Origin of the sequence: Neorhizobium alkalisoli, assembly GCF_007829835.1 — a bacterium.
Taxonomy (GTDB): domain Bacteria; phylum Pseudomonadota; class Alphaproteobacteria; order Rhizobiales; family Rhizobiaceae; genus Neorhizobium.
This window is the reverse complement of the sequence record NZ_VIWP01000003.1, coordinates 779,392-796,567: the sequence shown is the minus strand read 5'-3', so window position 1 is coordinate 796,567 and position 17,176 is coordinate 779,392. Positions and strand designations below refer to the sequence as shown.

The 17,176-nt window shown below is 61.7% G+C and carries 16 protein-coding genes; 7 read left to right on the top strand and 9 right to left on the bottom strand.

Translation table 11 applies throughout. From position 1 onward, the window contains the following. Positions 1-15: 15 nt before the first annotated feature. On the bottom strand, positions 16-591 hold the full coding sequence (locus FHW37_RS14785; protein WP_145637726.1) for a transglycosylase SLT domain-containing protein: 576 nt from the start codon (positions 589-591) through the stop codon (positions 16-18). A gap of 257 nt (positions 592-848) precedes the next feature. Here FHW37_RS14785 and FHW37_RS14780 point away from each other — a divergent pair, with 257 nt between their 5' ends. Continuing rightward, positions 849-2,147 carry a DUF3422 family protein gene (locus FHW37_RS14780; RefSeq protein WP_145637724.1) on the top strand — a complete coding sequence of 433 codons (1,299 nt, stop codon included), beginning with the start codon at positions 849-851 and terminating at the stop codon, positions 2,145-2,147. A 6-nt stretch (positions 2,148-2,153) separates the two neighbouring features. Here the strand turns inward: FHW37_RS14780 and FHW37_RS14775 are convergent, their stop codons facing one another. The 6 genes from FHW37_RS14775 to FHW37_RS14750 all read right to left on the bottom strand — a co-directional run bounded on the left by FHW37_RS14775 (position 2,154) and on the right by FHW37_RS14750 (position 8,316). Further along, the gene (locus FHW37_RS14775; protein ID WP_145637722.1) at positions 2,154-2,744 is read right to left on the bottom strand and encodes an NAD(P)H-dependent oxidoreductase; all 591 of its coding nucleotides are present in this window, start codon (positions 2,742-2,744) and stop codon (positions 2,154-2,156) included. After that, positions 2,744-4,150, bottom strand: coding sequence for an FAD-binding oxidoreductase (locus tag FHW37_RS14770; RefSeq protein WP_145637720.1), 1,407 nt, complete (start codon positions 4,148-4,150; stop codon positions 2,744-2,746). Before FHW37_RS14770 ends, FHW37_RS14775 begins: the two co-directional genes overlap by 1 nt. 2 nt (positions 4,151-4,152) lie before the next feature. Further along, the gene (locus tag FHW37_RS14765) at positions 4,153-5,466 is read right to left on the bottom strand and encodes a cytosine deaminase (protein WP_145637718.1); all 1,314 of its coding nucleotides are present in this window, start codon (positions 5,464-5,466) and stop codon (positions 4,153-4,155) included. Then, positions 5,466-6,284 (bottom strand): ABC transporter permease, encoded by an 819-nt coding sequence (locus FHW37_RS14760; protein WP_145637716.1) that lies wholly within the window; start codon positions 6,282-6,284, stop codon positions 5,466-5,468. Before FHW37_RS14760 ends, FHW37_RS14765 begins: the two co-directional genes overlap by 1 nt. Then, positions 6,284-7,108, bottom strand: a complete 825-nt coding sequence (locus FHW37_RS14755) for an ABC transporter ATP-binding protein (RefSeq protein ID WP_145637715.1) — start codon at positions 7,106-7,108, stop codon at positions 6,284-6,286. Before FHW37_RS14755 ends, FHW37_RS14760 begins: the two co-directional genes overlap by 1 nt. A gap of 191 nt (positions 7,109-7,299) precedes the next feature. Then, positions 7,300-8,316, bottom strand: a complete 1,017-nt coding sequence (locus tag FHW37_RS14750) for an ABC transporter substrate-binding protein (RefSeq protein WP_145637713.1) — start codon at positions 8,314-8,316, stop codon at positions 7,300-7,302. 189 nt (positions 8,317-8,505) lie between these two features. Between FHW37_RS14750 and FHW37_RS14745 the strand changes: the two genes are divergently transcribed. Further along, entirely contained in the window at positions 8,506-9,450 is a 945-nt protein-coding gene (locus FHW37_RS14745; protein WP_145637712.1) for a LysR family transcriptional regulator, read from the top strand. Positions 9,451-9,546: 96 nt separating this feature from the next. Next, positions 9,547-9,807, top strand: a complete 261-nt coding sequence (locus FHW37_RS14740) for a hypothetical protein (protein WP_145637710.1) — start codon at positions 9,547-9,549, stop codon at positions 9,805-9,807. A gap of 4 nt (positions 9,808-9,811) precedes the next feature. On the opposite strand, the gene FHW37_RS14735 is transcribed toward FHW37_RS14740, so the two are convergent. Beyond that, entirely contained in the window at positions 9,812-10,600 is a 789-nt protein-coding gene (locus FHW37_RS14735; RefSeq protein WP_145637708.1) for a creatininase family protein, read from the bottom strand. Between the two features lie 275 nt (positions 10,601-10,875). Between FHW37_RS14735 and FHW37_RS14730 the strand changes: the two genes are divergently transcribed. Beyond that, positions 10,876-11,406, top strand: coding sequence for a transglutaminase-like cysteine peptidase (locus FHW37_RS14730; protein ID WP_145637706.1), 531 nt, complete (start codon positions 10,876-10,878; stop codon positions 11,404-11,406). A 52-nt stretch (positions 11,407-11,458) separates the two neighbouring features. On the opposite strand, the gene FHW37_RS14725 is transcribed toward FHW37_RS14730, so the two are convergent. Beyond that, positions 11,459-12,346, bottom strand: coding sequence for a DMT family transporter (locus FHW37_RS14725; RefSeq protein ID WP_145637704.1), 888 nt, complete (start codon positions 12,344-12,346; stop codon positions 11,459-11,461). Positions 12,347-12,649: 303 nt separating this feature from the next. Here FHW37_RS14725 and FHW37_RS14720 point away from each other — a divergent pair, with 303 nt between their 5' ends. The 3 genes from FHW37_RS14720 (at position 12,650) to FHW37_RS14710 (ending at position 17,067) form a co-directional block, all read left to right on the top strand. Further along, a complete protein-coding gene (locus FHW37_RS14720; protein ID WP_145637703.1) occupies positions 12,650-13,945 on the top strand; it encodes an adenylosuccinate synthase in 1,296 nt (431 codons plus the stop codon). 58 nt (positions 13,946-14,003) lie between these two features. Then, positions 14,004-16,541 carry a hypothetical protein gene (locus FHW37_RS14715; protein WP_145637701.1) on the top strand — a complete coding sequence of 846 codons (2,538 nt, stop codon included), beginning with the start codon at positions 14,004-14,006 and terminating at the stop codon, positions 16,539-16,541. Positions 16,542-16,674: 133 nt separating this feature from the next. Next, the gene (locus tag FHW37_RS14710; protein WP_145637699.1) at positions 16,675-17,067 is read left to right on the top strand and encodes a hypothetical protein; all 393 of its coding nucleotides are present in this window, start codon (positions 16,675-16,677) and stop codon (positions 17,065-17,067) included. Positions 17,068-17,176 lie beyond the last annotated feature (109 nt).

Genomic DNA, 17,176 nt, shown 5'->3' with positions numbered 1-17,176 from the left:
GTCTGATGTCTCTCTTCAGTAACCGCAGCGGCGCAGCTGGGACTCGTAGCGTTCCGCCATGGCGGCGGATTTCTGCGCCGTCTGCTTGACGCCGCTGCCGAACTGGCCGCGGGCATACCCTGCCTGGCCGGTATAATAGGCGAGGTAGAGATTGTAGGTGTGGTCGAGCGGAATGCCGTTCCGGACATGGCTCTGGTAGTGATACCAGGCGACGAAGCGGATCGCGTCGCCGAAGTCGCTGCGGCTGGCTGCCCAGCGGCCGGTATCCTTCTGATAGGCGCTCCATGTGCCGTCCAGCGCCTGGGCATAACCATAGGCCGACGAGACGCGTCCCCAGGGAATGAAGCCGAGCACATATTTGCGCGGCGGCTTGGCACGGGCCTGGAAGCCGGATTCGACATAGATCGTTGCCATCAGGATCGGCACCGGAACGCCATATTCCCGCGAAGCAGATCTCGCCTGCCGCGACCAGTTGTTGAAGAGCCCGTCGCGCTGATCAAAAATCGCGCAGGCGTCGTTGATCCGCTTCGGCGTGGAGGCGCAAGCGGTCAGGGATAACGCCAGAAGGGCGATGAAAAACGCAATACGCATCGCTCGATCTCTCGGTTTCCAGCGATGATAGGGTTAAAAATTAAGGAAAAGTTTAACGAACTGGCGCGCATCCCCAGAGATCGGATCTGCGTGAAGCTGTGCGCGGTGCGGCACCGGAAGGCGCTTTCTCCTGCCTATGCGGCGATAGCGGCGGATTGCTGCGGCAAACAGTCGCCGAGCGAGGCAGGGGACAAGTCACGTGCATTTGATATGACGCAAGGTGTAAAATTACGGCGCTGGTGCCGCAGGAGCCTTGAATGTCGAAGCGCAGCTTTTCGTTTCCGGTCGCAGATATGCGGGCGCGTGCGCTCGGCGAGGTTCATTCGCGGCCCTATACGCTGATCTCGCTGCCGCGCGTCATCTTCCAGGTTGCCTTTCTGACCGAGGCCAATTTCGCGGCCGACCATGCGATCCTGGCCGAACTGTCATTGGGGCAGGGCGTGCCGGCGCCGGCACCGGATACCAGCCATCATACGATGACCTGGGGCAGCGGTACGCTGCGCTGGGAGAGGCATACGGAATTCTCGACCTATTTCTGGGATACGCCTGCCTCGGGTGCCTTCGGCGCAGAAGTTCCCGTCAATCCCTTCGGTGCAAGCTTCGTGGCGCCGGGTCCGTTCATCTCGGGCATTCGCATCGAGATCCGGCCGGCATCGCAGGATTTTTCGGACGTCATTTCGCATTTCGATCCGACCAGCCTCTGTCAGAGCACGGTTGCGGACGGGCATGCGACCCTCGTTACCGATTTCCGCCAGGATGGCGACGGGCTGACGAAATTCCTGATCCTCGACCGTGGCGTGACCGATGCGGCGCGCGGCATGCTGGTTCAGCGTATTCTCGATATCGAGACCTACCGGACGCTGGCGATGATGGGCCTGCCGCTGGCACAGACTCTGTCGCCGGAAATCCGCCGGATCGAGACCGCCTTTACCCGCGTCACGCAGCGGATGAAGCAGCATGCGCGCAGCGAGGCCGATGCGATGCTGGCCGAAATCACCCGACTTGCTGCCGATCTGGAAGCCAATGCGGCGCTCAGCCTCTACCGTTTCAGCGCCAGCCGCGCCTATTACAACATTGTGCTCGAACGCGTGGCGATGATGGCGGAAAAGGCACTGCCGGGTAACGAAACGCTCGGCGCCTTCCTGCAGCGGCGTCTGGCACCCGCCATGCGTACCTGCCAGTCGGTCGAGGAGCGGCAGGTCAACCTGTCACGCAAACTGACCCGCGCGACGGCGTTGTTGCGCAGCTGGATCGATGTCGATCTGCAGAAGTTCAATACGGAAATCCTTGCCTCGATGGACAAGCGCGCGCATCTGCAGCTGCGACTGCAGCAGACGGTCGAAGGCCTGTCGGTGGCGGCGATTTCCTATTACGTGATCGGGCTTGTCGGTTATCTCGCCAAGCTCATCCACAATGTCGGTCTCGATATCTCGTCAGAGACGCTGACGGGCGTTTCGGTGCCGTTCGTCGTCCTCGGCGTGTGGCTCACCGTCCGGCGCATCCGCAACAAGCATAGCGACGATAACGTGCAGGGCGGCGGCAAGCCGCGCGGCTGACGGGGACTAAAACCGTTCCATTTCCTTCCTCACCTTGGCGAGAAAGGTTGCCCGCGTTTCCGGCGTGCAGTTGTTCATGTCGTAATGGGCGAGATAGGTGACGCCGCGGGCCGGGTTGATGGTGGCGCGCAGGACGCGGGTGGCGAGCTTGCGCGGTGGGTCGCCGGCGAGGAAAGCCCGCCAGCGATTGCCGCCATAGGTCGTCACCACGGCAAGCTTCTTGATATTGGTGAGCTTGCGGGTGAGGCGGCCGCGGTCGCCTTCGTCCATGTCGAAGGTGACGCCCGGTAGCCAGACGCGGTCGAAATAACCTTTGAGGATCGCCGGCCAGCCAAAGTTCCAGATCGGCGTGACGATGACGATCGCATCCGTTGCCCGCAGCCGCTCCACGTAATCCTTCACCGGCGCGATATTGTCGGGCACGGTGTGATAACCGAGCCTCTCCTCGCGGGAGAGGACCGGGTCGAATTTTTCCGCATAAAGATTGCAGTCATCGACGATGTGCCCGGCCTTTTCGAGGCTTTCGCGCGCCGCTTTATGCAGCGCCGCGCCGTAACTCGATTCGACCGGATGGGAGTGGAGCAGCAGAACCTTCATCAGCCACCTGCCGCTGCCAGACCCGGAAAGAGATAGTTCTTGCCGGCGGAGAAATCGAAATCGGGATTGTCCCAGGCGATCATCTTGCCGGGATTGAGCAGGCCCTTCGGATCGGTTTCCTTCTTGAAGGCGAGCTGGACCACGTCGGTCTGCTTCATGCCGCCTTCCTCCAGCGTGTAGCGGTGCGGATTGAAGATCGGGCAGCCGTTGTCACGGTGGATCTGCATGATTTCCTCCAGCCGCTCCTCGGTCGTGAAGCGGACAAGCGGCAGGCCGGAGCACTGGATGCGGCCGTCGAATTTCAAAAATTCGAGATGGCCCGGCACTTCGTCGCCAAAGATCTCGGTCATCAGCTTCACCTTTTCGACATGGTCGGGGCCGGGATACTGGACCTGGAGATAGGTGAAGTTCGGATCGACCTTCAGGGCACGCAAAGTCGTGTGGTTCCAGGCGAGCTCATAGGCATGCGGAATGCCCTTCATGCTCTCGACCTTGTCGGAGCGGAACAGGATTTCCGCCTTGCTCTTGTCCGCAAAGGCGGTGAACGCATCCATGGAATGCGGTGCCACCATGAAGACGCAGATCGACTGATCGCGGTGGCGGATGAAAGGCTTGTGGCGCGGGAAATAATCGTAGGGGATCGGGGCTGCGATCGGGGCGATTTCCTTGACGAGAATGCCGTTCTTGTGTGCGACGGCATCGCCGAAACGGACGGCATCCATGAAATCGTCGTAACCGACCAGAACATCCACCCAGTCATAGGCGGGCGCGAGCGGCATCTCGACTTCGACGATAATGCCGTTGGTGCCATAGGCGTGGGTCACCTTCTGCAGGTCCCAGGCGGTGAGGTCGAGAACACGCGGCTCGGCTTCCATGGTAACAACGCGCAGGCGAAGAATGTTGCCGAGGTCGCGGAGGCCACCCCAGTGGATCGAACCGACGCCGCCGGAGCCGCCGGCGATGAAGCCGCCGATCGTCGCCGTCTGGGCGGTCGAGGGGTGAAAGCGCAGTTCCTGGCCGGAATGGGCTTTTGTCTGGCGGTCGAGTTCGGCGATGATGATGCCGGGCTCGGCGATGACGCGGCCGGGATGGATTTCCTTGACCTGGTTCATGTTGGCGAGGTTGAGCACGATGCCGCCCGAGAGCGGCATGGCCTGGCCATAATTGCCGGTGCCGGCGCCGCGCGGGGTCACCGGTACGCCATGGGCGTAGGCGACCTTCAGCACCTGGATCACTTCCGCTTCATTCTTCGGCGAGGCGACGAGATCGGCGGTGACGTTTTCGAGTTCCCGCTTGAGGATCGGCGAATACCAGTAGAAATCGCGGCTCTTCTGGCGCACCAAAGCCGGATTGTCTTCCAGCGCGATGCCTTCAAGGTCTTTCTTGATCTGCGCGTAATCTGCCATGCTCATTTATCCAAGATCGGGTCCAGGTCACGATAATCCGGCAGGCGACGGTCGATGCCCTTGCCATTCCGCATCACGATGCGGTCGGCCTGCGGACGGGAAAGGAATTCGCTCCAGCGGCGGGCGCTGAGGAGAACGAGATCGGCGGGGGCGCCTTCCGTAATCACGCCGACATCCGGGCGGCCGAGGATTTCGGCGGGTGTCGATGTGACGACGCGGGCAGCCTCGCTCAAGGGGTGGTCGAGATGCAGGATGCGGACTGCCTCGCGAAAGACTTCCACGGCGTCGAGATCACCATAGGCGTAAAAGGGGTCGCGCGTGTTGTCGGAGGAGACGGCGACTTTTACGCCGGCTGCCGTCAGTTCGTGGAACAGGGTGACGCCGCGCCAGCGCGGGGTGCGGCCGGCATGGCGGTCCTGCAGATACATGTTGCACATGGGCAAGGAGACGACCGAGATGCCGGCCTTGGCGACCTTGTCGACGACGCGTTTTGCCGTCTCTTCGTCCTGTCGCGCCAGCGAGCAACAATGGCCGACCGTGACTGCACCGGTAAAGCCGAGCCGCAGTTTCGTGTCGGCGATGGCCTCCAGCGTCAGCACTTCGCGTTCCTCGGTCTCATCGACATGCAGGTCGATATCGAGGCCGTTATCGGCGGCGGCACGGAACAGCGTGTCGAGGATCTTTTCGAAATCCGGCAGGATGCGGGTGGCGCCACCAAGGAGGCCACCATGCTTTTTCGCGGTCGAGACGATACCGCCAAACGCCTTTTCGTCGAGCACCGCTTCGAGCGGCAGGAGGGCGACGGCCTGCAGGTCGATGCGGCCCTTCCATTCCGCGCGCATTTCGGAAAACAGCGGGAAGGAAATGTCTTCCTGGGGCGGAATGCTGTCGAGATGGGTGCGGATCAGTTTTGTGCCATGGGCATAGGCGCTTTTCAGCGCGAATTCCATGCGGGCGCGCATGTCCTCGGCCGACCAGTTGGCGAGACGGTCGGCGCGGACGTTTTCGAGCGCGCCCATGAACGTGCCGTCCGGGTTCGGGCGACGGTCCCAAAAATGGCCCTTGTCCAGATGCGTGTGCATGTCGACGAAGCAGGGCCAGACCATGCCGTCCCGCAGATCGGCCTTTGGGAGATCTACCGGCGCCGAGCCGTGCGGCAGGATGGCCTCGATCTTGCCGTCGGCAATCACGAGATCGGCCGAGACGAGGCCTTCCCTGGCCGGCGCGGCGAAACCTTTGACGAGGATGGCGGGCAGCGTGGCGTTCGCCAGTACGAAGCGGCCGGCCTCGGGAAGTGTCAAAAATTCGTTTGCCATCAGTTTTCCCTCCTTAGGCTGCTTTCATGCCAACGGTGCAGGAAGAACCAGGAGATGAAGGAGGTGATCGCAAAGATCACCACGCCGAGCAGCGACAGGAGCACTAGGGCTGCGAACAGGCGCGGAATGTTCAGGCGGTATTGCGCCTCAAGTAGACGGAAAGCGAGGCCGGAGCCGGCGCCGGCAGAACCTGCTGCAAATTCCGCGACGACCGCCGCGATCAGCGCCAGGCCGCCGCCGATGCGCAGGCCGGTGAGGAAATAGGGGAGGGAGGCCGGCAGTTTCAGAAAGATCAGTGTCTGCCAGCGCGAGGCGCCGTAGAGGTCGAAAAGGTTGAGCAGGTTGTGATCGACGCTTTTCAGGCCCTGCACCATGTTGGACAGGATCGGGAAGAAAGCGACGAGGAACGCGCAGATCAGCAGCGCCACCTGGGTCGTCGGCGCATAGATCAGGATCAGCGGTGCGATCGCGACGATCGGGGTGACCTGCAGGATGACGGTGATCGGGTAGAAAGCGATCTCGATCCATTTCGACTGGACGAGGAAAACGGCGATGCCGACGCCACCGATCAGCGCCAGCGCTAAGGCCTGCATGGTGATCTGCGTCGTCACCCACAAAGCGGGAGCAAGCGTGCCCCAGTCCTTGTAGAGCGAATTGGCAACGGCCACCGGGCCGGGCAGGATATATTGTGGGATCTCGTAGGCGAGGATGATCAACTGCCAGGCGAGGATGAGACAGGCAACGACGCCGATCGGGATCAGGGTGCGGAGAAGAATATCGCGGTTGAGAAAACCGGCTTTTTCGGACGGATTGGCCATCAGTGTTCCTCGCCTCCCATGGCTTCGATCAGCATGGTCGAGACCTTTTCGCAGGCCTGCCGGTAGTCTTCCGAGGTGCGGTAATGGGCATCGCGCTCGAGGCTGGTGACCAGCGGAAAATCCGCATGGACGCGGCCGGGGCGGGCTTTCATCACCACGATGCGGTTCGACAGATAGGCGCTTTCGAAGACGGAATGGGTAACGAAGATGACGGTGATGCCCGTCTCCTGCCACAGCCGCAGCACGTCGTCGTTCAGCTTCTGGCGGGTGATTTCGTCGAGCGCCGCGAAGGGTTCGTCCATCAGCAGCAGTTTCGGCTTGGTGACGAGGGCGCGGGCGATCGAAACACGCATCTTCATGCCGCCCGAAAGTTCGCGCGGATAGGCCTCTGCAAAATCCTTGAGGCCGACGGTTTCGAGCGCGGCCATGATATCGGCGCGCGCTGCGGATTTCGAAATGCCGCGCAGTTTCAGGGGCAGGTGGACATTGCCGAACACCGTCTGCCAGGGCATCAGGGTCGGCTCCTGGAAGACGAAGGAAATATCGCCTTCCGGCAGGCCCTTTGAATTGATGCGGGAGCTTGGCCAGTCGATCGTGCCGGAGGTGACGTCACCGAGGCCGGCAATGATCCTGAGCGCCGTCGACTTGCCGCAGCCGGATGGGCCGAGCAGGCTCACGAACTCGCCGCCTTCCACCGTCAGCGACATGTCGGACAAAGCCAGCGTGCCGCTCGAAAACTGTTTCGAGACACCGCGCATGGTCACGAGCGCACGTTTGCGGGTGTCTACTGAAGTTGGCGTCGTTGGGGCTTGGGTTGGGGTCATTACTGGCCTTGTAAATGCATGTTCTGAGACCTGCGCTGCCCCTCATCCGGCTGCCGCCACCTTCTCCCCGCCTGCGGGGAGAAGGGATATGCCGCGCCGGCTTGCCTCAGCCTCTATTCCGTCTTGGGGCAGGTCCCCTCTCCCCGCATGCGGGGAGAGGGTAGGGTGAAGGGCTGCGGAGGCGAAGCCCTTTACTTCTTCAAATTCATCCCCACGCCCTTGCAGACGAACTTGGTCGTATAGGCCTTCTTGAAATCCAGATCGGCCGGCTCGACCTTGATTGCCACCATGGCGTCAAAGAACTTCTTGTAGCGCTCGTCGTTCATGCAGCCGATGCCCTTGGTCTCGGCATCGCCGGAGATCAGGATGCCGGCTTCCTTCATCTTGGCGATGGAGAAGGCGATCTGGCCATCCGTCATTTCCGGATTGTCCTTCTTGATCAGATCGTTGGCGCCCTTGTTGTCGCCGTAGAGATAGTTGTACCAGCCCTCGATCGAGGCATCGACGAAGCGCTGCACGACGTCAGGCTTGGTGTCGACCATCTTCTGGGTCGTGGTGATCATCGTTGAATAAGGGGCATAACCGGCATCGGCGAGCAGGAACGCCTTCGGCGCCCAGCCGGCCTGCTTTTCGATTTCATAGGGCTCGGAGGTCAGGTAACCCTGCTGGGCGGACTTCTTGTCGGCGATGAACGGAGCGGGGTTGAAGGTGTAGGGCTTGTACTGGTCTTCCTTGAAGCCGGTATAGTTCTTCTTCATCCACTCGAAATAGGTGGCGAAACCTTCCTTGGCCATGAAGATCGTGTTGAGCTTGGCGAGGTCCGCGAATTTTTCGACACCGGCATCCGGGTGAGCCAGCAGAACCTGCGGATCCTTCTGGAAGATCGAGGCGACGCTGATCAGCGGAATGCCTTCCTTGACGGCGTCCATGTCACCCAGCTGGCCGCCCATGTAGAAATCGGCCTTGCCGGCGATCAAAAGCGCGCGGTTGGCGGCGTTCGGACCGCCCTGGATGATTTTCACCTTGAGGCCATGCTTCTCATAGGTGCCATCGGCGACGGCCTGATAGAAGCCGCCATGTTCGGCCTGGGCCAGCCAGTTGGTGCCGTAGGAGACTTCGTCGAGGGCGGCTGCCGGCTGGGCGGCAAGGGCGGCGCCTGAAATTGCGGCAGCGGCCATAAATGCTTTGATCGTCAATGATTTGGACATGTCGCTTCGTTCCCCTGTTAAACCACGCGGCATCGTGGGAGTATTTTATAAGCAGTATTTGAGCGGTTGCCTTGCGCCTTGAAAAGCATCAAAATTCGCCCGCAGCGATGCCTTTGAGGCAGCGCTCAAAATGCGGTCGCTGCGATTGTGCGATGCGATCAAGATTTAAGCAAACGGAACCGCGGCAGCATGCTTCATTCGCGCAAACTGCAATATATCGACGAGATCGCCCGCTGCGGTTCGATCCGCAAGGCGGCTGCCAACCTCAATGTCGCGTCGTCGGCGATCAACCGGCAGATTCTTGCGCTGGAAGAGGAAATCGGCGCGCCGATCTTCGAACGCATGCCGCGCGGGCTGAAACTGACGGCGGCCGGCGAACTCTGCATCGAGCATATCCGCGAGACGCTGAAGGCCTATGAGCGGATGGAGGCGCGCATTCGCGGCCTGAAAATGCCGCAGCTCGGCAAGGTGACGATGGTGGCAACCGTCGGTCTTGCCGCGGGGCCGCTGCCGGAAATCATCGCGCGTTTCGTTGCCAAGCATCCGCGGGTGCGCATTCATCTGCGCAACGATGGCGGCTCGACCACCATTCATCCGGTCGTGGCGGGCGAGGTCGATATTGGTCTCGGCTTCAATATGCCCGCAACGCCGGGTATTCGTACGCTTGCGACGTTCGACGTGCCGATCGGCGCCGTCATTCCACCAGGCCACCGGCTGGCGGGCGAGGGGCCGATCGATCTCGCCGATGTCTGCCATGAGCCGCTGCTTCTGGCGCAGCCGGGCACCAGCCTGCGCAACATCATCAACCTCGCCCTATCGCAGCTTTCGATCGCCGTCGAGCCGATCGTCGAGACGAATGCGTCGGACATGCTGAAACAGCTGGTGAAATGCGGAACCGGAATTTCGCTGCTCAATCCGCTCGATGTTTTGCCGGAATGCCGGCGTGGCGAGTTGATCTTTCGGCCGATCGCGACGCCGCATCAACGCCACCAGCCGATGAAGCTCGTGGCGCGGTCGCGGGCGACGCTGGATACGGCGACCAGCCTGTTCGTGGAATTTTTGCTGTCGGAGCTTGCCGCCATGGTGGCCGAGCTACAGGGCAAGGGGCATTTGCCGGCGCAGGGGCAGACATGAAACCGGTATGCAGCGGGCCTAAGCTGACAAGATCATAGTTTCAGGGGGGAATCGGCAATGCGACGTGCGGCGACAATCGGGTTTTTGGTGATGGCCATGGCGGCAGGAGCGGGGACCACCGTATCCGCCGCCGAGTTTCCCGCGGATGTCAAAACCTTCCTCGCCAACCGGGAGCAATGCGACCATTTTCGAGGGGAAGAAGCTTATGACGAAGCGCGCGGCGCGGAGATCAACAAGGCGCTCGACAAATACTGCAAGGGAACGGATGCGGCCCTGAAGAAGCTCAAGGCCAAATATCGGAAGGGACCGCCAGACGTCGTCAAGGCGCTGGCGGCGCTCGAAGACACTGTCGAATAGGCCTTCAGCGGGTATAAAGCTCGCTCAGCGAAAACTTTTCGAATTCACGCAGCATCTCGACGAAGCCCGCCACCTGATGGCGGCAGATCGTGGCGCCCTTTTCCGCCGTGCCCTTCGAAGCATCGCCGACGACGCCGTTGGGGTTGAGGTCGTGAGCGATCCAGGAAAGGACATGCGGCGGCGCCGGCTGCATGAATTTCGAGCGGCTTTCGGCGGCCGAGACAAAATTCTGGGCTTTTTCCATCCGCACCAGTTCCGGGCGGAAATGCAGCATGAGCGAGGTTTCCACTTCACCGCCATGGATGCCGTATTTCTGCTCGTGTTCGGAGATCAGTCCCTCCGGATGGCCGAAGCGGCCCCATTGGGTGCCGATGACGGCCATCTGGTAACGCACCCGCAATTCGCGGCCGACAATGCTCATGATGTCGACATTGCCGCCATGGGAATTGACGATCACCAGCTTTTTCACGCCGGCCTCGGCCACCTTGGCGCCGATCGCGGTCCAGGCGGGGATGAGCAGGTCGGCGCCGAGGGACAGCGTGCCGGGGCCATAGATATGTTCGTTGGCCTTGCCGATTTCCTGGGTCGGCAAGACGAGGATGTCGAGTTCTTCCGGGCGCTGGGTTTTCAGCTCCGCCAGCATGCCGTTGGCGATTGCCACGTCAGTCGCGATCGGCAGATGCGGCCCATGCTGCTCTGTTGAAGCGATCGGCAGGATTGCGATCGTCCTGTCCGGCGAGAGGTCGGCGAAGTCGAGCGTGTTCAGTTCGTTCCAGTAAAACGGCTTGCCCATCGGTCGCCTGCCTTCCCTTTGTTGTCTTTGGACCAAGGGTTAGGAGATGGGGGGCATCTCGAAAAGCATCAATTTCCGCTTGGTCCGCTGCCTTTTTGCGCGCGCAGAACCGGTTTATCTGTGCCATGGCGAGAAAAAGATGGATTTCAATAAAATTGCATCTTTTCGCTTAAGCGCCCCGAAAACCTGTCGGCGTAGGCTTTTGTCATGAACAGAAGAGGCGGCCGTTACGCAAGCGCCGCCCGGCAGACAGGGCCAGAGAAGGGGTCGGCGTAATGATCAGGAAGCTCATCGTCTCAGTGGCCATTCTGGCAGCCCTCATCATCAGCAAGGAAGCCCATGCGGCAGGCCCGAGCGGTCTCGCCTTCGTGCTTTCCGGCTCGGCGGCGATCCATGCACCGGTCGCCGAAGACAGCGCTTCCGTGCGCCATGACGGCGCCGGAGCGGCAGATGATTTCGCGAAGCAGCAACAGCTCTCGCAGGTCAATGCCGGGGTCAACCGCACGGTCTATGACCTCGACACCTATCTCGGAAGTTTTGACAAGACCGCTTCGGCAATCCCGTCGCGCGAAAGCTGCTTCGACTGCGCTGCCTTGAAGCGCGACCAGCTGCTTTCGCTCGGATGGTCGGCAGACGACCTGCAGCTCAGCTATCTTGTGACGGCTGAAGGCCAGATCGACCGCGTTCTGGTCGTGAAGACCGCGGCCGGCGAAGTGACGCTTGGTGACCGCAGCCCGATCATCGAGATGGTAGCCATTGCCGATGAACCGCGCCGTGCGATCGCGCCGGTTTTTCATCCGCTCTGATCAAAGATCCCGGAATATAAATTCGCTTGTCCCGAAGCGATGCCCGCCTTTCCTAGCCGGAGGCGGGTTTTCCGCGTTCGGCGATGGCGATGCCACCGAGCGCCAGCGCAAGTGCTGCGATGTGGAACATCTGCAGCCTTTCGCCCAGAACCAGGACCGAGAGCAGTGTACCGAAGACGGGGACGAGATTGATGAACAGGCCGGCCCTGTTGGCGCCGATCTGCTCGACTCCCTTGATGAACAGGACCTGCGCCACCAGCGATGCGAAGATGGCGGTATAAAGCGTGATGGCCCAGCCGCTCGCATCCGGCCAGACCAGCCTGTCGGTCGAATATTCCCAGCCGACCAGCGGAATGCTGAAAAGGAAGGCGAAGAAGGCGGGCACGGCCATCAGCGTGCGCCAGTCGATCTTGGGCCGCCAGCGTAGCGCCACGGTGTAGAGCGCGTAGGCGAGAATGGCGATCATCATGATCGCATCGCCGAAATTGACGGTCAGCGTCACCAGCGCACGGGGATCGCCATGCACGGCCGTCAGGAGGCCGCCGAGAAAGGTCAGGGTGAAGCCTAAAATCTGCAGCCAGCTGACACGCATGCGAAACAGCGCGAAATTGATGATGAAGATGAACATCGGGATCGCCACCTGCTCGACGGTGACGTTGATCGCTGTCGTATAGTTGACGGCCGTATAGAGCGCGCCGTTGAAGACGACGTAGCCGACAAGCCCGAGGAAGATCAGGATCGGCAGGTTCTTTTTGACGACGGGCCAGTCGCGGACGAGCTGCGGCACGGAGATCGCGCAGATGATCGTGGTTGCAAATCCCCAGCGCCAGAAGGTCAGCATCATCGGGCTGATATGGCCGATGGCAAGCTTTCCTGCGACGGCATTGCCGCCCCAGCAGAGAGTCGCGATGACGAGATAAAGGTATGCGCTGCGGTACAAACTGCTTTCCTCCCCCGAGCCCCTCTGGCTAGAGCGCTTCGGGGCAGGTTTTTCCCCAGCGGCGGGGCAATAACGCGGTGTTTTGCCATTTGTCACGCAAAAACCACGGGAAGATCACAAACAGGTCGCTTTCCGCAGGCCAAGGCATTATAGATGCGCCCGTTTGCACGGCCGGGCAATCGGATAGGTTCTATCGCACGGCGGTGTGGGATTGGATTCGGCACTATGCCGCTGCCGCGCCTGTAGAGCGCTGCGATGGCGGGATTGCCGGTGGCAACATGCCGAAGAGGCAGGGAAGCAAAGATGACGAATGTAGTGGTCGTGGGTTCGCAATGGGGTGACGAGGGCAAGGGCAAGATTGTCGACTGGCTTTCCGAACGCGCCGATATCGTCGTGCGCTTCCAGGGCGGTCACAATGCCGGTCATACGCTCGTCATCGATGGTGTCAGCTACAAGCTGTCGCTCCTGCCGTCCGGCATCGTGCGCGGCAAGCTTTCGGTCATCGGCAACGGTGTCGTCGTCGATCCGCATGCGCTCGTGGCTGAAATCGCCAAGCTTGAAGCCCAGGGCATCAAGATCTCGCCGGACGTGCTGCGTATTGCCGACAACGCGACGCTGATCCTGTCGCTGCACCGCGAACTGGATGGCCTGCGCGAAGACGCGGCCTCCAACAGCGGCACCAAGATCGGCACGACCCGCCGCGGCATCGGCCCGGCTTATGAAGACAAGGTCGGCCGCCGTGCGATTCGCGTGATGGACCTCGCGGATCCGGAAACCCTCGCGCTCAAGGTCGATCGCCTGCTCACCCACCACAACGCCCTGCGTCGTGGTCTTGGCGAGGCGGAAGTCTCCTATGAGACGATCATGGAAGAGCTGACGTCGGTTGCAGACAAGGTTCTGCCCTATCGCGAAACCGTCTGGGAACTGCTCGACAAGGAGCGCCGCAAGGGCTCGCGCCTTCTGTTCGAAGGTGCGCAGGGTTCGCTGCTCGATATCGACCACGGCACCTATCCGTTCGTTACCTCGTCCAACACGGTTGCCGGCCAGGCTGCTGCCGGTTCCGGCATGGGCCCGGGTTCGCTCGGCTATATCCTCGGCATCACGAAGGCCTATACGACCCGCGTCGGCGAAGGCCCGTTCCCGACCGAGCTGACCGACGAGATCGGCCAGTTCCTCGGCGAAAAGGGCCATGAATTCGGCACGGTTACGGGTCGCAAGCGCCGTTGCGGCTGGTTCGATGCGGCGCTCGTGCGCCAGTCGGTCGCGACCAATGGCATCACGGGCATCGCGCTGACCAAGCTCGACGTTCTCGACGGCCTCGAAGAACTGAAGATCTGCGTCGGCTACATGCTGGATGGCGAGCGCATCGACCACCTGCCGGCAAGCCAGGCGGCGCAGGCGCGTGTAGAGCCGATCTACGTGACGCTGGAAGGCTGGAAGGAATCGACCGTCGGTGCCCGTTCCTGGGCCGAACTGCCGGCGCAGGCGATCAAATATGTGCGCCAGGTCGAGGAATTGATCGGTGCTCCGGTCGCGCTTCTGTCCACCAGCCCCGAGCGGGACGACACCATACTTGTGACGGACCCGTTTGAAGATTAAAGTTTAGAACTGATTATCCATTCTGCCGGCGACGAGTCGGTGATTATGAGAAGTGCTGATGGCTGATTTTGTAGCGGTGATCCGCCGCGCTGTAGACGGGCTTACCACCAACACGCCTGATACGCGTGCGAAAGTGTATGAGAAGGCTCGTGGCGCCGTTCAGCGGCAGCTCGAGAACATGAAGCCGCGCCCGCCTGAGGAAATGCTTCGTAGGCAGATGGACAAGCTGGAGCTGGCCATCACCGAGGTCGAGGCGGAGCATGCCGAGGCCGCACCCGTCGACGATGGCTTCCCCTATCCGGGGGAAGAGGTTGCAGCAGCGCCCGTCGCTGCCGCAGCCACCTATGCAGCGGATCCCGAGCCAGCCGAATCTCCCGTCTATCGCGACGAACCCGAACAGGATCATGCCGAGGCTCCGGCTCAGGCTTATGAGCCGGCGGAAGAGGTCGAGGAACGGTATGAGCCGGTTCACGAACCTGTCCATGCTGCCGCCGAGCCTCAACACGCAACGCCTGCCTGGGATCAGGTCGACGAACCGGTCGCCTATGAGACCCGCGACGAGCAGATTGAGGAAGAGGCGCCGGCTGCCGTTCCTGCCTATGAGGAGCCTGTCGAGCCAGAACCGCATCATGATGAGCGCACTGCTCTTGCCGAGCGGGCGTTTTTCGAAGAAGCGGCTGGTGCACGCGTCGAGGAAGACCGGTTCCAAGCCCATGCCGAGCCCAGCTTCACGCAGCATGCGGAAAGCCGGGAAGAAGACACGGCCTATGTGGCTCCCGAGGCCTATCAGGCACCGGATGAGCCGGTCCACGAACCTGCCTATGAAGAGCCTGCCCGCTACGAGCCGGAACAGGCAAGAGCCCATGAAGAGCCACCTTATGGCTTTTCGGGTGAGCTTTCCGGCCATGCCGATCGTGACTGGCGTGCCGGCGACAGCGCTGCCGAGGCGGCGTCTGCCTTCGAACAGCACGATGGCTGGTCGCAGGACGAGCATGCCCGCAAGCAGGCCGAGCTTGATTCTGCCTGGAACGATGTTCCCGAACTTATTCCCGCAGGCCCCGTCGAACCGATCGGCCGTCATGCTTCGGCAGAGCGTGTCGATGCCCATTTCGACCAAGAGACGCATGTCGCGGCCGATGCCGTGCGGATGCCGCCCGTCGGCGAATTGTCCGCCGTGCAGGGCAGCCACAAGGCCGATGACGCCGAAAGCTTCTTTGCCGATTACGTCCCGTCCGACCTGTCGCAGGTCGATGATGGGAAGGCCGGTGCCGCCAAGGCGGATGATGCGAAGCAGGCCGACCGGGATCCGTGGAGCGATCTCGAAGACCTGATCGGCTATACCAAGGAACAGCAGCAACAGCCGCGTTCCGAGGCCCGTGCCGCATCGCGCAATGATGACGATCTCGAAGACCTGATGCCAAGCCCGGCAAAGCCCTATCGGGTGACACCGGTGCGCAAGCGCAGCTATGCCGGCCTCGTGCTCGGCATTGTCGGCCTGCTCGTCGTGGCGGGCGGCGCCTATGCTGTCTGGATCAACCGCGATTCGCTCGACGAACTCGTCGGTGGCCTGATCTCGTCGAACTCCAGCGGTACTTCTACGGCACAGCAGACCCCGGCCGCATCGACGGCCAATAATGGCACGCCGCCGGCAGCGAACCCTGCCTCCAGTGCAGCGACGACCACTGCCACGCCGCCTGCAGCCAACCAGCAGGCCGCCAATCGTCCGCAGACGCCAGCGACCACGCCGGCGCCGGCCGATGGTTCTGCAGCCAATCCGAAATTCACCCAGCGCCTGATGGCGGATGGCAGCGAGACCGATGACGGTCCGGGCGCCGCCGGCACGCTGGCACAGAATGCCGAAGGCCAGTCGGTTGCGCAGCTCAATTCGCCGCCGGCAACGCCGGCGCCTGCTGCACCCGGTACCGCTGCTCCGACAGCACCAGCTGCCGGCACCACCCCGCCAGCAGCCAATGCACCGGCAACGCCTGCACCGGCCACGCCGAGCGGCAATATTGCCAATACGCCGGCCGCCTCGGGCGAAAAGATGTTCCTCTACGAAGAGCGTCTCGGCCAGACCGCACCGACTGCCATCGACGGGACCGTGTCCTGGTCGCTGCTGCGTGAACCGGGTGCCAATGGCGGACCGCCGGAGCCGGAAGTGCAGGGCCGTATCACCGTGCCCGGCCGTGGCCTGACGGCGCTGATGACGCTGAAGCGCAATACCGATCCGTCGCTGCCCGCCAGCCATCTGATCGAGATCGTTTTCGCCGTGCCTCCGGGCTTTGAAGGCGGCGCGATCGACAGCGTCCAGCGCATCGCGATGAAGACGACCGAGCAGGATCGTGGCAACGCGCTGATCGCGGTTCCGGCCAAGATCACCGACGATTTCCACATGATCGCGCTCAACGATTTCCCGGATGCCCGCAACACCAATCTCGACCTGCTGCGGACCCGCAACTGGATCGATATTCCGGTTGCCTATCGCAACGGCCGTCGTGCACTGCTGACACTGCAGAAGGGTCCGGAAGGCGAAAAGGCCTTTAACGAGGCAATCGCCGAATGGGCCAAGATGCCCGCTTCGCCGGGCAGCCAGTAAGCGGTTTTTAAAGCCGAATTTCAAAATCCCGCCTTCGGAAACGCAGGCGGGATTTTTCGTTGATGAGAAAGTGTCGCAGGTCTTCACCACGACCGATAGTTGACAAAGCCAAACCTTCCCCTATGGGAAGGTTATGCGCTTTTTCAGACAGATCATTCGCGATGCCATGAGCGGCGGCGTTCTCGCCGGCCTCATCGCCGTGATGCTTCTGCTGCAGGGTGGCATCAGTGGTTATGCCCAGGCCTCGATGCTGTCGCTGGATGGCGCGCTCGAAGTCATCTGTTCGTCGTCGGGGGCTGAAGAGCATCAGGGCAAGAGCCCGCTCGATGGTGTGCCGCAGCCTTGCTGTCAGGCCGCCTGCCAGATTGCCCATTCGATCACGCCCGGTCTGCCTTGCGATAACGGTCCTGTATTTGCGCCGCGTATCGTCATCGGCGAGACCGTCGCTCTTCTGCCGTCGGTCCACGAGACGCCACGGCTGCTGGGCTTGAGCGGCGATGTCCGGGGGCCACCAAGCCTCTCCTGATTCTGCACGCATGCCGGCTTCGCTGCCGGTCCGTTCATTTTCAAGGAGACAATGATGGTCGCTTGTTCGATCGCTTGCTGGCCGATGCTGCCGGCTCTTCACAGGCTTT